The 13,919-nt window shown below is 66.6% G+C and carries 11 protein-coding genes and 1 pseudogene; 6 read left to right on the plus strand and 6 right to left on the minus strand.

The genetic code is table 11. The annotated features are described in order from the left end of the window. The 5 genes and pseudogenes from U7114_RS00005 to U7114_RS00025 all read right to left on the minus strand — a co-directional run. A pseudogene (locus U7114_RS00005) lies at positions 1-625 on the minus strand (hypothetical protein); the annotation flags it as partial. 117 nt (positions 626-742) lie between these two features. Continuing rightward, the gene (locus U7114_RS00010) at positions 743-1,867 is read right to left on the minus strand and encodes an adenylate/guanylate cyclase domain-containing protein (RefSeq protein ID WP_321215783.1); all 1,125 of its coding nucleotides are present in this window, start codon (positions 1,865-1,867) and stop codon (positions 743-745) included. Beyond that, entirely contained in the window at positions 1,857-2,456 is a 600-nt protein-coding gene (locus tag U7114_RS00015; protein WP_157238675.1) for a PH domain-containing protein, read from the minus strand. The genes U7114_RS00010 and U7114_RS00015 overlap by 11 nt, the downstream gene beginning before the upstream one ends. Beyond that, positions 2,449-3,357: a biotin--[acetyl-CoA-carboxylase] ligase gene (locus tag U7114_RS00020; RefSeq protein WP_321215781.1), complete on the minus strand. Its 909-nt coding sequence runs from the start codon at positions 3,355-3,357 to the stop codon at positions 2,449-2,451. Before U7114_RS00020 ends, U7114_RS00015 begins: the two co-directional genes overlap by 8 nt. 95 nt (positions 3,358-3,452) lie before the next feature. Then, positions 3,453-4,340, minus strand: coding sequence for an NAD(P)-dependent oxidoreductase (locus U7114_RS00025; RefSeq protein ID WP_323056192.1), 888 nt, complete (start codon positions 4,338-4,340; stop codon positions 3,453-3,455). Between the two features lie 223 nt (positions 4,341-4,563). On the opposite strand from U7114_RS00025, the gene U7114_RS00030 reads away from it, so the two are divergent. The 4 genes from U7114_RS00030 (at position 4,564) to U7114_RS00045 (ending at position 9,833) form a co-directional block, all read left to right on the plus strand. Continuing rightward, a complete protein-coding gene (locus U7114_RS00030; protein WP_323056193.1) occupies positions 4,564-6,147 on the plus strand; it encodes an acyl-CoA carboxylase subunit beta in 1,584 nt (527 codons plus the stop codon). Beyond that, positions 6,144-6,389 carry an acyl-CoA carboxylase subunit epsilon gene (locus U7114_RS00035; protein WP_321215779.1) on the plus strand — a complete coding sequence of 82 codons (246 nt, stop codon included), beginning with the start codon at positions 6,144-6,146 and terminating at the stop codon, positions 6,387-6,389. The genes U7114_RS00030 and U7114_RS00035 overlap by 4 nt, the downstream gene beginning before the upstream one ends. Before the next feature lie 40 nt (positions 6,390-6,429). After that, positions 6,430-8,115 (plus strand): DUF885 domain-containing protein, encoded by a 1,686-nt coding sequence (locus tag U7114_RS00040; RefSeq protein ID WP_323056194.1) that lies wholly within the window; start codon positions 6,430-6,432, stop codon positions 8,113-8,115. Between the two features lie 272 nt (positions 8,116-8,387). Continuing rightward, complete coding sequence (locus U7114_RS00045) at positions 8,388-9,833, plus strand: dicarboxylate/amino acid:cation symporter (protein WP_323056195.1); 1,446 nt, start codon at positions 8,388-8,390, stop codon at positions 9,831-9,833. Between the two features lie 105 nt (positions 9,834-9,938). On the opposite strand, the gene U7114_RS00050 is transcribed toward U7114_RS00045, so the two are convergent. Next, positions 9,939-10,502 carry a hypothetical protein gene (locus U7114_RS00050; RefSeq protein WP_323056196.1) on the minus strand — a complete coding sequence of 188 codons (564 nt, stop codon included), beginning with the start codon at positions 10,500-10,502 and terminating at the stop codon, positions 9,939-9,941. A gap of 164 nt (positions 10,503-10,666) precedes the next feature. On the opposite strand from U7114_RS00050, the gene U7114_RS00055 reads away from it, so the two are divergent. Both U7114_RS00055 and U7114_RS00060 read left to right on the plus strand, forming a co-directional pair. Further along, positions 10,667-11,371: a TetR/AcrR family transcriptional regulator gene (locus U7114_RS00055; protein WP_323056197.1), complete on the plus strand. Its 705-nt coding sequence runs from the start codon at positions 10,667-10,669 to the stop codon at positions 11,369-11,371. An 18-nt stretch (positions 11,372-11,389) separates the two neighbouring features. Next, positions 11,390-13,912 (plus strand): MMPL family transporter, encoded by a 2,523-nt coding sequence (locus U7114_RS00060; RefSeq protein WP_323056198.1) that lies wholly within the window; start codon positions 11,390-11,392, stop codon positions 13,910-13,912. Positions 13,913-13,919: the final 7 nt, after the last annotated feature.

Consider the following 13,919-nt stretch of genomic DNA (forward strand, 5'->3'; position numbering starts at 1 on the left):
TCACCTCGCCGTTGGCGTCAACAGCCGTCACCGTCACCGCGCCGGACTTGGGGTCCGCCGAGTAAATCCGGTCATCATCCCCGACCGCCGAGACAATGCCCTCCGAACCCACCATCACGGGCTCCGACGCTTCCTCGTCAAAACCATTAACAGTGGACGGAGACACAGCCCACACCTTGCCCGACGCCGCATCCGTCACGGAAATAACCTCCGAGCCGAAGCTCACGTCCGCCGATCCCGGCAACTGCTTATCCCCGCCCAGCCGCATGTTCGCCGGCGACACCTGGTTCAGTGTTGACCCGGTCTCATCATCGACGAACACATCCCCCGCATCCTGCAGGATGTCGAACGTCGTCGAAGCGGGCGTCACCGCCCCATCAAGAACGCGGGAGGGGTAGTTAAGCCGGCCCACCGCATTCTTCGACTTCGAGACCACCCACACCCCGCCGTCGTTCAACTCCACCTCGGTGGTCTTGAACCCCGGATACAGCACCGCGCCAACCACCAGCACAATGAGCGCCAGCCCAAATGCGGTGCTGCCGAAAAGGCGGGAACGGAAGAGCCTGTGGCGGAACGCGGGTGCGGATACGGCGCCTTTTGCGCGTGCTTTCCCGCGAAGATTCATGGATCGGTTCCCCCAAGTAGACCCCGGCGACGGCCGGCTTCCGGCTTTAACAGCCGGGCACAACAAATATAGCCCTATTGGCTAACAAATGGATAAACCTCCGGCCTTTCCCAGGCCTTAGTCCAGCACCAAGCCTTTGCCGAGCCCGCGGCTAAGCCGCACGGGGCGGATTTCGCCGAATCCGCGGACGTTTTCGGGCGGCTGCGGTTCCAGCACGAACCGTTCGTCGTGTTCCAGTGCCGAGGCGGTCATCGAGTCCACCAGCACCGTGCCGGGATCCGCGAGGGTGGTGAGGCGGGCGGCCAGGTTCACGGTGGGGCCATAGATGTCGCCGAGCCGGGACAGGATCCTTCCCCACACCATGGCCACCCGTGCTTCGGGAAGGATTTCGTCTTCCGTGAAGGCCTGGGCAAGAGCCAGGGAGATCTCGGCACCGGCGGCCGGGGTTTCGGCGATGTAGAGGACTTCGTCGCCCACGGTCTTCACCAGCCGGCCGCCGCCCACGGAGATGATCTCCGCGCACTTGTTCTCGAAGCGCTGGACCAGCCGGGCCAGGGTTTTTTCGTTCATGCGGCGGGACAGGCTGGTATACGAAACAAGGTCCGCGAAGCCGACGGCGCGCGCCAGCGGAAGCGGGGCATCGTCCTCGTCGCCTTCCCGGCCCTCTTCGCTCGCCTGCAGGCCCGCTTCGGCCCGGACCGCGAGCCGCTGGACGCCTGCGTTGAGCTGGCGCCGCCAGGAGTAGACCAGCATTTCTTCCAGGGCGTCCACCAGTGCGGGAAGCTCATTGACCAGGCGCTTGCGGGCAACGGCGTCGGTAACACCCTGCTCATGGACCATGTCCTCCACCAGGGCTTCGATCTGCCACACCACCATCCGGTCAGTCATCTGCCCGATGGAGCGGGTGACGGAGATGGCGGCTTCCTCGGTCAGTTTCCCCGAGCGGACCAGGTCCACCACGGTGGAGAGCGCGGCCTGGTCGCGTTCAGTGAACGCGACATCCTCGTCGCCGAAGTTGGGGAAGCCGAGGGCACGCCACAGTTTGCGTGCGGACAGCAGGGACAGCCCGGCGCCGGCGGCGACTTCGCGGCGCCGGAGCTTGCGTTCGCCGCCCAGCAGCCTGGCCTCCAAAGCCTTCATGGCGAGCCGCTCGGCAGACATGGTGCCGGTGGCGGGGTGGGACTCCATCGCGGGCGGGGGTGTGGTGGAGTCCACGCGCTCCTGCTGGTCCTCATCGTTCATCCCGTCCACCTTCTCTCAATTCCCAGGGCAAAGCTCCGGCCGGATCGTCCATTGCTCCGCCGGCCTGGCTGTCATGTTCGTCGGGCAATTCCTCGATGGCATCAAGGATGAAATCCCGGAACGTGGCAACCTCCGGCACGTCCTGGAATGTCACCACGCCCTGGTACCCGGTTTCCAAGGATATATTCCCGGAACGCAACAGGCGCTGAAGTACCGATTCATGGACAGTCAGGTTGCGCACCGAAGCCAGGTTCACCTGCTGGTCCCGTCGCCGCAGGATGCCGGACCGGGCAACGAGCCGCCGGCTGGTGAGCGTGTACCTGGTGCCCTGCCACCGCAGCAGCCGGGGCAGGCAATAACCCAGCCAGACCCCCGCCACCGCCAAGGCAAACCCGGCCACCAGCCACGGCGTCCACCGGGGAGTCAGCGCGGGAATGAGCTTGGCCGCCTCCCCGCGGGTTGCCCAGGCGGAAGCGAACGCGGCAAGCGCCGGTGAAAATATAAAGGCCGCAGCTGCCCCGGCCAGCTTCCTCGGCTGCGGGCGGGTGGTGACAATCACCTGCTCGCCCGGAACGAGGTCTTTACGCATAACCGCCCTGGCCGGAACCCTCCGGGGAATGCCACGGACGCAAATGCACAACGTCGCCGGCCGTTACCACGTGCTCCTTGGACTCGCGGTCCACCACCAGCAGTGAACCATACTCGTCGAGGCGGGTCGCGTGGCCGATAATTTCGTGGTCGCCCGGCAGCTGCGCCCGCACCTGCTTGCCCAGGGTGGTCAGGACGGCTTCCACCCGCTTGTGCAGCGAAGGGCCGCCGGCCAGGCCTGCCGCCGGGTCGCCGTCGGCGTTGCAGAAGCCGCGGTAGAGCACGGCGAAGTGCAGAAGGTAGCTCTTCAGCAGCTCCGTACGGTCCGCAGTGCGCGGTGACTCCAGCACCACCGACGTGGCGGTGGGGACCGGGAGTTCGGCCGCCTGGAGGGTGACATTCAAACCGGTTCCCAGGATGACCGGGGGCGCGGAGCCGTCCACCATGGGGCCCAGCTGGGCCAGGATTCCCGCGATCTTCCTGCCGCGCACCAGGACGTCGTTGGGCCACTTCAACTCGGCAGGCAGGCCGGCCGTTTCCAGGAGGGTTTCCCGCAGCGCGAGGGCGCCGATGAGGGAAAGCCAGGAATAGCTCTGGGTGGGAAGCGGCCTTCCTTCGGCGTTGGCCGGCCGCAGAACGACGGAAACGGAGACAGAGCTCAGGGGCGGCGCTTCCCAGCGCCTGTCCAGGCGGCCGCGGGCCGCCGTCTGGTACTCCGCGGTCAGCACTGACATGTCCGGCCAGGCCGAAGGCTCCACGGTGACAGAGCGAAGGAGATCGGCGTTGGTGGAGCCGGTGGAGTTAACAACGTCGAGCCGCGGGATGCCGGCCGCGGACAGAAAGTGCTGGTCCGCGAGGGCCCTCCGGTCCAGTGGCGTGCCGGGGGCATGTGCGTCATCCATAGCTAAACTCTACCGACCCGGCTTAGTCCTGGCAGCCCGGCGTGCCGGCCCGCGGGAACCGGAAGGACGACGGCGGAGGCCAGGGGAAGCGGAGGCTAGAGGAAAATGTCCGGCACCAGCTGGTCTTCGGGAGCGCCAAGGCTGTACGGCCGGAAGTCGGTGACCCCGGCTGCCGCGAGCACTTCCTCATCCGTGTAGAAGTTGCCGCTTGGCCGGCCGCCGTCCGTGAGGTTGGAGCCCGTAAGCACGGCATGGGCTGCGTCCGCCATGATCTCCGCGCCCCTGGCGGCCTGGACGATCCTTTCCCCGTGCGGCATGTTCCTGATGGCAGCGGTATCAATGAGGGTGCGCGGCCAGAGCGAATTAACCCGGATTCCGTCAGCCTTCAGCTCCTCTGCAAGGCCGAGGGTTGTAAGGCTCATCCCGTACTTTGCCATGGTGTAGGCAAGGTGCTTTCCCGCCCAGCGGGGATCGAGGTTCAGTGGCGGGGAGAGCGTAAGGATGTGGCCCTGGTCGGAGGCCCGGAGCGCCGGGAGTGCCAGCTTGGACATCAGGAACGTCCCGCGGACATTGATGTCCTGCATGAGGTCGTACTTTTTCATGTCCACGTCATCGGTCCGGGAAAGGTCGATGGCGGAAGCATTGTTGATGACGGCGTCGATGCCCCCGAACCGTTCCACTGCTGCCGCCACGGCGCCCGCGACGTCGTCGTCATTCCGGACGTCACCCACCAGGGGAAGCGCCTGTCCGCCCGCCTCCACCAGTTCCAGGGCAGCTGTGTGGACAGTCCCGGCCAGTTTTGGGTGCGGCTCCCCCGTCTTGGCCATCAGCACGATATTGGCGCCGTCCTGCGCCGCGCGCAGGGCGATTGCCAGGCCGATACCCCTGCTCCCGCCGGAGATGAGGATGGTCCTCCCCTTGAGTGAACCGGCAGCCTGGTAGGGTCCGCCGAGGGCACGCGAAGCGTCATTGCTCGAAGTCATGGCACCACTGTAACCCAACTAAGTTACCGGCAAGTAACATGGCGCTGCTGCTGATGACGGCACAGAAAATTGTAGGTTCCCTACAGCCGCAGCCGCCGGAAGCGTCACTAGACTTGCCAGCAGGGTTCGCCTGTTGTGTGGAAGCTACTTAAACCTCAGTGCCACAGCCCGCCAGCATTCACAGCACCACAGAATCAATCTGCTACAGAGCCGGAGATACTTGATGAGCCACGATCTGACAACGACAGCGGGAAAGATCGCCGATTTCCGCGACCGCCAGGCGCGTGCCGAACAGCCCTCCGGTCCCGAAGCCATCGAAAAGCAGCATGCGCGCGGCAAGAACACAGCCCGGGAGCGCATTGCCCTCCTCCTCGACCAGGACTCCTTCGTTGAATTCGATGCCCTGGCAGTACACCGTTCCACCGCGTTCGGCATGGAGAAGAAGAAGCCGCTCGGCGATGGACTGGTTTCCGGTTACGGCACCGTGGACGGGCGCCTGGTGGCCGTGTACAGCCAGGACTTCTCGGTTTACGGCGGGTCGCTGAGCCAGGTCAACGGCGAAAAGATCGTCAAGGTGCAGGAGTTTGCGCTACGCAACGGCTGCCCCGTGGTGGGCATCCTGGACGGCGGCGGAGCACGCATCCAGGAAGGCGTTGCCTCGCTGGCCATGTTTGCGGACATCTTCCGGAACAACGTCCACGCGTCCGGCGTGGTCCCGCAGATTTCGCTCATCATGGGCCCGTCGGCAGGCGGCGCCGCTTACTCCCCCGCGCTGACCGACTACGTGGTGATGGTGGACAAGACCTCCCACATGTTCATCACCGGACCGGACGTCATCAAGACGGTCACCGGAGAGGACGTGGACATGGAAACCCTCGGCGGCGCGCGGCAGCACAATGCCACCACGGGCACCTCCACCTACCTTGCCTCGGACGAAGCGGACGCGATCGAGTTCGTGCGCGAACTGCTGGACTTCCTGCCGTCCAACAACCTTTCGGAGGCGCCCGTCCTGGAGCACACGCAGGAACTGGAGCTCGACGACGACGACCTCGCCCTGGACGCGCTGGTCCCTGATTCCGCCAACCAGCCCTACGACATGCGCGCCGTGGTTGAGCAGATCGTGGACGACGGCCACTTCCTGGAGATGCAGGCCCTCTACGCGCCGAACGTGATGATCGGCTACGGCCGGGTGGAGGGCCACACGGTGGGCATCGTCGCCAACCAGCCGCTGCAGTTCGCCGGCACGCTGGACATCGCCGCCTCGGAAAAGGCTGCCCGGTTCGTCCGCCACTGCGACGCGTTCAACATTCCCATCATTACCCTGGTGGACGTTCCCGGCTTCCTGCCCGGCAAGGACCAGGAATTCCAGGGCATCATCCGCCGCGGCGCCAAGCTCCTGTATGCCTACGCCGAAGCCACGGTTCCCAAGCTCACCGTGATCACCCGCAAGGCCTACGGCGGCGCCTACATCGTGATGGGCTCCAAGAAGCTCGGCGCCGACCTCAACCTCGCCTGGCCAACCGCCCAGATCGGCGTGATGGGTGCCCAGGGTGCCGTCAACATCCTGTACCGCCGCGACCTTGCGGCGGTTGCGGAGGCCGGCGGCGACGTCGAAGCACGGCGCGCCGAGGTCATCCGGCAGTACGAGGAAGAGCTCCTCAACCCCTACCAGGCGGCTGAGCTCGGCTACGTTGACGCCGTCATCGCCCCGTCCGAGACGCGGCTGCAGATCATCAAGGGCCTGCGTGCCCTGCGCGACAAGCGCGCCAGCCTCCCCGCCAAGAAGCATGGGAACATCCCGCTGTGAACGCGGAAAAGCCGGTGGCCAAGGCTGCCGAAACCGAGGCACCCGCTGAACCCCTGTTGTCCATCGTCAAGGGGCAGCCCACCGCCGAGGAACTGGCGGCGCTGACCGCCGTCGTACTTTCCCTGGGCGGTGCAGAACAGGCGGAGACGGAGAAGCCGCCGGTGCGGCACTGGGTCCGCCGCCAGCAGCTGAGGCTGGAGCCCACCCCCGGCCCCGGAGCGTGGAAGCGAAGCCGCGGCTGAAAGGCAGGCCTTCCCGGATTCCGGGCGCTAGTCTCGGAGTGTGACTACAGACACTTCTCCTGCCGCCCGCCCGCACACCCGGATTGACGCCGTCGCAGATGACTACACCGAGACGCTCATCAGGCTCAATCCGTCCTTCGCCACCACCCTTGGCCTTGCCGGACACGAAACCGAATACCAGGACTTCTCCCCCGCAGGCATCGCCGAATTCGCGGAGGCCGCCCGGAAGGCCCTGGTTGACCTCGAAGGCCTCGAGCCGGAGGACGACGTTGACGCGGTCACCCTGGACGCCATGCGGGAGCGGCTGGGCCTGCAGCTGCTGATCCACGCCTCGGGATGGGATTACGCCGACCTGAACAACATTGCCTCCCCCGCCCAGGACATCCGGGCGATCTTCGACCTTATGCCCACGGAGACCGAACAGGACTGGCGGCATATTGCCGGCCGCGCGTCCAACGTACCCGGCGCCATCGCCGGGTATACAGAATCCCTGCGGCAGGCGAAGGACGCCGGCCGGGTGGCCGCCGCCCGCCAGGTGAAGATCGTCATTGGGCAGGTGACGAAGTACGCCGCGGAGGATGGCTTCTTCGCGAAGCTGGCGGCGGGGGCAGCCACTGCCGCCGGGCCGCTGCCCGCAGCCATCCGGGAAGAGCTCGACGCCGGTGCTGCCGCCGCCAGGGCAGCCTACGCCGGGCTGGCGGACTTCCTCCGCGCAGAGCTGCTGCCCGCAGCGCCCGAAAAGGATGCCGTGGGCCGGGCCCGTTACGCCCTCGCCTCCCGGTCCTTCCTCGGCGCCGCCGTGGACCTCGAAGAGACCTACGCGTGGGGCGTGGAGGAACTGGACCGGCTCATCGCCGAGCAGGAACAGGTGGCCCACACCATCAAGGACGGCGCCACGATCGCCGAGGCCAAGGAGATCCTGGACAACGATCCCGCCCGCCAGCTGAAGGGCAAGGACGCGCTGCGGCGGTGGATGCAGGAACTCTCCGACAAAGCCGTGGCCGAGCTTGCCGGCGTCCACTTCGACATCCCCGACGTCATGAAGACGCTGGAATGCCTCATTGCCCCCACCGACGAGGGCGGCATCTACTACACCGGCCCGTCCGACGACTTCAGCCGGCCGGGCCGCATGTGGTGGTCAGTCCCCGCCGGTGAGGACACGTTCACCACCTGGGCCGAAACCACCACGGTCTACCACGAGGGCGTCCCGGGCCACCACCTCCAGGTGGCCACCGCCACCTACCGCCGCGAGTTGCTGAACAAGTGGCGGCGCAACGTGTGCTGGACTTCGGGCCACGGCGAAGGCTGGGCGCTGTACGCCGAGAAGCTGATGCAGGAACTTGGCTACTTGAGCGACCCGGGCGACCACATGGGCATGCTGGACATGCAGCGGATGCGCGCCGCCCGCGTGGTGTTCGACATCGGCGTCCACCTTGAACTGGAGATGCCGGAACGCTGGGGCTCCGGCACCTGGACCCCGGACAAGGGATATGAATTCCTGAAGGCGAACCTGCCCATCAGTGAAGGCCAGCTGAATTTCGAGTTCACCCGCTACCTGGGCTGGCCCGGCCAGGCGCCCTCCTACAAAGTTGGCCAGCGCCTGTGGGAGCAGATCCGCGCCGAACTCGAAGCCCGCCCCGGTTTCGACCTCAAAGAGTTCCACACAAGGGCTTTGAACATCGGCTCCGTAGGACTGGACACCCTGAGGCGTGCGCTGCTTTCCTAGCTCTGGCTCCGCAGTCGCCCGGGCCCGCCGAGGGTGCCTTCCTCTGCTTGCTGCTCCTTCGTCGCTTTGACGCAAGCTGCCGGAAGGCACCCACGTCGGGCCTTTTGCCGTATCGCGCGAGATGTTAAGCACACTCAGGCAGGGAATAAGTAACATGGCCGCTGTACAACCTTGATTTCCCGGGGTTTTTAGGCGCAGGCCGAATCGATGGCCGCGTAATATTTCTCAATGTTCGTTCGCCGTGGTATTCGGGGTGGCTCTAGCGTGTTCGGGTGAGCACTCAGACAAGCACCCCCTCCCCTGCCGGGAAGACCGGCTTCCAGCTGCCCAAGTGGGCCGGCTCGTTCGGCGTCCAGATCATCGCCGCCCTCATCGTGGGGCTGGGCCTCGGCCTGCTGGCCAAGTACACCGGCAGCACCAAGGCAGCCCCGAACGGCCTCGGCGCCACGCTGCAGACCATCGGCTCCAGCTATGTGTCCCTGTTGCAGACCGCCGTCGTACCCCTGATCTTCACCGCTGTGGTCAGCTCCATTTCCAACCTTCGCCAGGTGTCCAACGCCGCGAAGCTGGCCTGGAACACCCTGCTGTGGTTCGCCATCACGTCGCTGATCGCCGTACTGATCGGCATCGGGCTGGGCGTTCTCCTGCAGCCCGGCGCCAACACGGGCATCACCCAGGAAGCCAAGTACTCCGGCAAGTCCGGTGACTGGTGGGCCTTCCTGGTCGGCCTGTTCCCCAAGAACTTCCTGGGACTGGGCGCCAGCTCCACCGTTGCCGAGTCCGGCGCCGTCACCACCTCGGTCAGCTTCAACGTGCTCCAGATCCTGGTGATTGCCATCGCCGTCGGCGTTGCCGCGCTGAAGGTGGGCAAGGCTGCCGAACCGTTCCTGAACCTGAACGCCTCCGCACTGGCTGTCATCCAAAAGGTGCTCTGGTGGATCATCCGCATCGCGCCCCTGGGCACCGTGGGCCTGATCGGCAACGCGGTGGCTGTCTACGGCTGGGACACCATCGGGGCCCTCGGCAAGTTCACCTTCGCCATCTACGCGGGCCTTGCCCTGGTGCTCTTCGCGGTCTATCCCATCCTTGTCCGCACCCACGGCCTCTCCGTCAAGCAGTACTTCTCGGGCGTGTGGCCTGCCGTCCAGCTGGCCTTCGTCTCCCGCTCCTCCGTGGGAACCCTGCCCCTGACCCAGCGCGTCACCGAACGAAGCCTGGGCGTCCCCCGTGCCTACGCCTCCTTCGCCGTTCCGCTGGGCGCCACCACCAAGATGGACGGCTGCGCCGCCATCTACCCCGCCATCTCCGCGATCTTCGTGGCCCAGTTCTTCGGCATCCAGCTGGACTTCACCCAGTACCTGCTGATCGCTCTGGTGTCCGTCCTCGGTTCCGCTGCCACCGCGGGAACCACCGGAGCCGTGGTGATGCTCACGCTGACGCTGTCAACGCTGGGACTGCCGCTGGCCGGCGTCGGACTCCTCCTGGCCATCGATCCCATCCTGGACATGGGCCGAACCGCAGTGAACGTGGCCGGGCAGGCACTCGTCCCCACCATCGTGGCCAAGCGCCAGGGCATCCTCGACGAGCAGCTGTACAACGCTCCCCGCAACGGCACGCCCTTCGTGGACGATTCTGTTGCCGGCGCTGATACCGATGCCCCGTCCGACGGAACCGCCACGGACACCGCCTCGCGTGAACTGGACGACGCGAAGGCCTAAGGGCCTCTGCTCACCCCCTGCAACAACACAGTAGAAGTTCCCGGGAAGTCTTCCCGGGAACTTCTACTGCGTTAGGCGGCTGGCCCACTTGGCGTCATGGCCGCGTCAGTGACCGCCGCCGCCGATTATGCCGTTTTCCACCGCCTTGGTGACAGCGTCGGCCTCGGCCTGCGTCAGCTTTCCGTCCGTGACGGCCTGGTCCAGCCGCGTCTTGAGGGCCGCAGCCTTCGCGGCCTGCCTCTCCGTGCGGAGCTCCTCCAGAGCAGCAGTGACCTTGGACTCCTCGATGCCCAGCGATTCGGCAAGCGACTTGGCCAGCGCGGCATCGCGGGCGGCGGGGTCCGGCCTCTCCCCCTCCGCAGGCGGCGTGGCAGGCTTATTGGCTTCGCGGAAGGCCTGGAGCGCTTCGGCCACCTTGGCTTCGTCGACACCCAGCTTCCCGGCGAGCGCGGCTGCCTGGGCTACGCCCCGTTCGCCGCCCCGGCCGTGCTTGCCCATGCCTCCGCCGGGAGCGGTGCCGGTGCTCCCGTCCGGGGACGCGCTGGAGCTGGCACTGGGCGTGGGAGCGGGTGCGGTGGTGGCGGAGGCCATGCCGGCAACTCCGATACCGGCACCAAGGGCCAGCGCCGTAGCTGACAGGCCAAGGGTCATCTTCTTTGTGCGTGACATTACGTGTCTCCTGGATCCGCCGTCGGGTGACGGCTGCTAATGATTGGTCCTTTTCGGGACACTTCCAGAATTGGGCAGCAAGTCATGCGGGGCCTGTTCGGAACCTTTCATTCTCCTGTGAAAGTAAGTTGCGCAGAGTGCAAAGTTGCACATAGTGTAAACGGGTGACTGTTTCTGCAGAGTCTGTCCAAGAGGGAACCTCCGTCCCGCCACCGGCCGCACCATCGCGCCGCGAGCTGAACAAGGCGGCCACCCGCCAGGCCATTACCGACGCCGCACTGGGCCTCCTGCGAACCAAGGGCCCCGGCAACTTCACGGTTGAGGACATCGCAGACGCCGCCGGGATTTCACGCCGGACGTTCTTCAACTACTTCGGCAGCACCGACGCCGCCCTGGCCTCCATCACCCATGGCTTCCTGGATAACGCGATACAGCAGTTCAAACTCCGGCCCGCGGAGGAGCCCATCCTGCAGTCGGCGCAGGAGGCCCTGATGGCGCTGGCGGACCCCATGACAGTGGCCCCGCTGGCAGAACTCTTCACCCTGACCCAGCAGAGCACGCTTATGTCCCACTCCGAACTGGAAGCATGGGACCACTGCCGGGAACAGATCACCGCCGTGGCACGCAGCCGGGCTGCCGCCACTCCGGGCGCCGAAAACGAGCTCTACCTCCGTGCCCTGGCCGGTTCCGTCATCTCCTGCGGCAAGGCGGCAATGGAGGTCTGGTTTGCCCGCCGCGGCGCGGACCTCTCGCCGGCATCCCTGGCCGAGCTGCGGCAACTGCTGATCGACGCCATGGCACTGCTCGGCTCAGGCTTCACCACAGGCAGTGCACCTGCCCCATCCTCTTCCGCCACCCGTTCCTCCTGATCAGATCGGTTTCCTCGCATGGCACTGTTCCTGTACCGCCTGGGCAAATTCTCCTACCGCCGGCGCTGGCTGGTCATCTCACTGTGGCTTGCCGCCCTGGTGGCCGTGGGTGGTTCCGCCGCAGCCTTCCACGGCACACTTTCCAACAACTTCCAGATCCCAGGCACTGAGACGCAGCGGATCGCGGACAAGCTGAAGGAAGAGCTTCCCTCGGCGTCCGGAGGCACCGCCACCATCGTCTTTGAAGCGCCCGACGGCGGTTTCACCGCCGGGAGCCGGGCCGCCGTCTCTGAGGCCCTGGAGAAGCTCAAGACCGTGCAGGGTGTCCGCGGCACCGTGGATCCCTTCGCCACCCAGGCCCAGGTGGACCAGGCCGGCCATGCCATCACCGACGGCGAGCAGCAGCTTGCCGCAGGCCAGGCACAGCTGGACGCCTCCCGCGCCCAGCTTGAAGCCGGGCAGGGGCAGCTCGCCGCAGCGGAACAGCAGCTGGCGGCGGCCGGCGCCCCGGCGGCCCTGATCGAAGCCCGGCTCGGCCAGCAAAAGGCAGCACTTGCCGAAGGGCCGGCCCGGCTCGAAGCCGGCACCCGGGAACTGGAAGCGGGCAAGGCAAAGCTCGAGCTGGGCAAGCGCCAGGCCGAGGCATCGTCCGCCATCCGCTTCGTGTCGGAGGACGGGCGCGCGGCAGTGGCACAGGTGCAGTTCAACACCTCCATCAATGGCCTCAGCCCGGAGGTCCGCCAGCAGGTCCAGGACATCGCCCACGAAGCTTCCGCTGCCGGCGTGACCGCCTATGCCAGCAAGGAGATCACCGAGGACATCTCCGAACTCTTCGGCGCGGCCGAGGTCATTGGCATCGCCGTCGCGGCCCTGGTCCTGATCCTCATGCTGGGCACCCTGGTTGCCGCCGGGCTGCCGCTGCTGATGGCGATCGTGGGCGTCGGCATCGGCGTCGGCATCACGTTCGCCCTGTCCGGCCTGTTCGACATGAGCTCCATTTCACCCATGCTGGCCCTCATGCTGGGCCTGGCCGTCGGCATCGACTATTCCCTGTTCATCGTGAACCGGCACCGGACCCAGCTGCTCGCCGGAATGGATCCGGAGGAATCCGTGGCCCGGGCAACCGGAACGTCCGGCAATGCGGTGGTCTTCGCCGGGCTGACCGTGATCATCGCCCTTGCGGCCCTGGTGGTTCCCGGGCTGCCCTTCCTCGCCGTGATGGGCCTGGCCGCGGCCGGCACCGTGGCAGTGGCTGTCCTGGTGGCCATCACCCTCACTCCGGCCATGCTGTCCCTGATCGGGCGCCGCATCATCTCCCGGCGGGCCTGGGCCAAAGCCGAGGCCCACAACGCCGAACCCGGCCATGAAGCAGCCGATGAGGCAAAGGACCGCGAACGCAGCACGCACGGCTGGGGCGGCCTGGTCACCCGGCACCCCATCGTGGCGCTCCTGGCCGGGGTGCTCCTCCTCGGCACCCTCGCGCTCCCGGCCACCCAGCTGCAGCTTGCACTGCCCGACGGCGGCTCGGAGCCGGTGGACTCCGAGGCCTACCAGGCCTACGACCTGACCGCGCGGAGCTTCGGCGAAGGCGTCACCGGCCCCATCGTGGCTGTGGGTGAGTTCCCGGAAAACCTGGACGAGGCCCAGGCGCAGGCACTGCAGTACGACGTCGCGGACAAGCTCCGTGCCGTGGACAACGTGGTGGCCGCCGTGCCCGTCGCACTCAGCGAGGACCGCCGCACCGCGGTGTTCCAGGTCATCCCCGAGGAAGGCCCGGCGAGCGCCAGCACCGTCCGGGTCGTCTCGGAGCTTCGCGGCCTGAATGACGACATCCAGTCCGAGTATGGCGTCGCCATGGGCCTCACCGGCCAGACCGCCGGCAACATCGACGTCTCCACGAAGCTCGGCGACGCCCTGCCGCCCTACCTGGCAATCGTCGTCGGACTTTCCTTGGTCCTGCTCCTGCTGGTGTTCCGCTCCATCGTGGTGCCGCTGCTGGCAACCGGCGGCTTCCTGCTGTCCCTCGCCGCTGCCTTCGGTGCGGTGGTGGCCGTGTACCAGTGGGGCTGGCTGGGTGGCGTGTTCGACGTCGCCAACCCCGGCGCCGTGCTGAGCTTCCTGCCCATCATCCTGATCGGCGTGCTGTTCGGCCTGGCCATGGACTACCAGGTGTTCATCGCCTCCGGGATGCGCGAGGCCTACATGCACGGGTCCTCGGCCAAGGAAGCCGTCCGGGTGGGCTTCCGCCACGCGGCCGCCGTGGTGACCGCCGCCGCGATCATCATGGTCAGCGTGTTCGCCGGCTTCATCTTCAGCCACCTCACCATGGTCCGGCCGCTGGGCTTCGCGATGGCGTTCGGCGTGCTCCTGGACGCCTTCGTGGTGCGCATGACCATCGTTCCGGCCGTGATGTACCTGCTGGGCGAAAAGTCCTGGTGGCTTCCCCGCTGGCTGGACCGGATCCTGCCGGATGTGGACGTGGAGGGCGCCAAGCTCAGCCGGCCCGAGGCCGCACGGGCGTCCGGGGAACTGGTCCACTAGGCTGGAA

Origin of the sequence: Pseudarthrobacter sp. C1, assembly GCF_034720455.1 — a bacterium.
Taxonomy (GTDB): domain Bacteria; phylum Actinomycetota; class Actinomycetes; order Actinomycetales; family Micrococcaceae; genus Arthrobacter.

What these genes read in the sequence shown, in the direction of transcription:
- U7114_RS00010 (WP_321215783.1), bottom strand. Translation starts at nt 1,867, where the DNA reads ATGAACGATGAGGACCAGCAGGAGCGCGTGGACTCCACCACACCCCCG.
- U7114_RS00015 (WP_157238675.1), bottom strand. Translation starts at nt 2,456, where the DNA reads ATGCGTAAAGACCTCGTTCCGGGCGAGCAGGTGATTGTCACCACCCGC.
- U7114_RS00020 (WP_321215781.1), bottom strand. Translation starts at nt 3,357, where the DNA reads ATGGATGACGCACATGCCCCCGGCACGCCACTGGACCGGAGGGCCCTC.
- U7114_RS00025 (WP_323056192.1), bottom strand. Translation starts at nt 4,340, where the DNA reads ATGACTTCGAGCAATGACGCTTCGCGTGCCCTCGGCGGACCCTACCAG.
- U7114_RS00030 (WP_323056193.1), top strand. Translation starts at nt 4,564, where the DNA reads ATGAGCCACGATCTGACAACGACAGCGGGAAAGATCGCCGATTTCCGC.
- U7114_RS00050 (WP_323056196.1), bottom strand. Translation starts at nt 10,502, where the DNA reads ATGTCACGCACAAAGAAGATGACCCTTGGCCTGTCAGCTACGGCGCTG.
- U7114_RS00060 (WP_323056198.1), top strand. Translation starts at nt 11,390, where the DNA reads ATGGCACTGTTCCTGTACCGCCTGGGCAAATTCTCCTACCGCCGGCGC.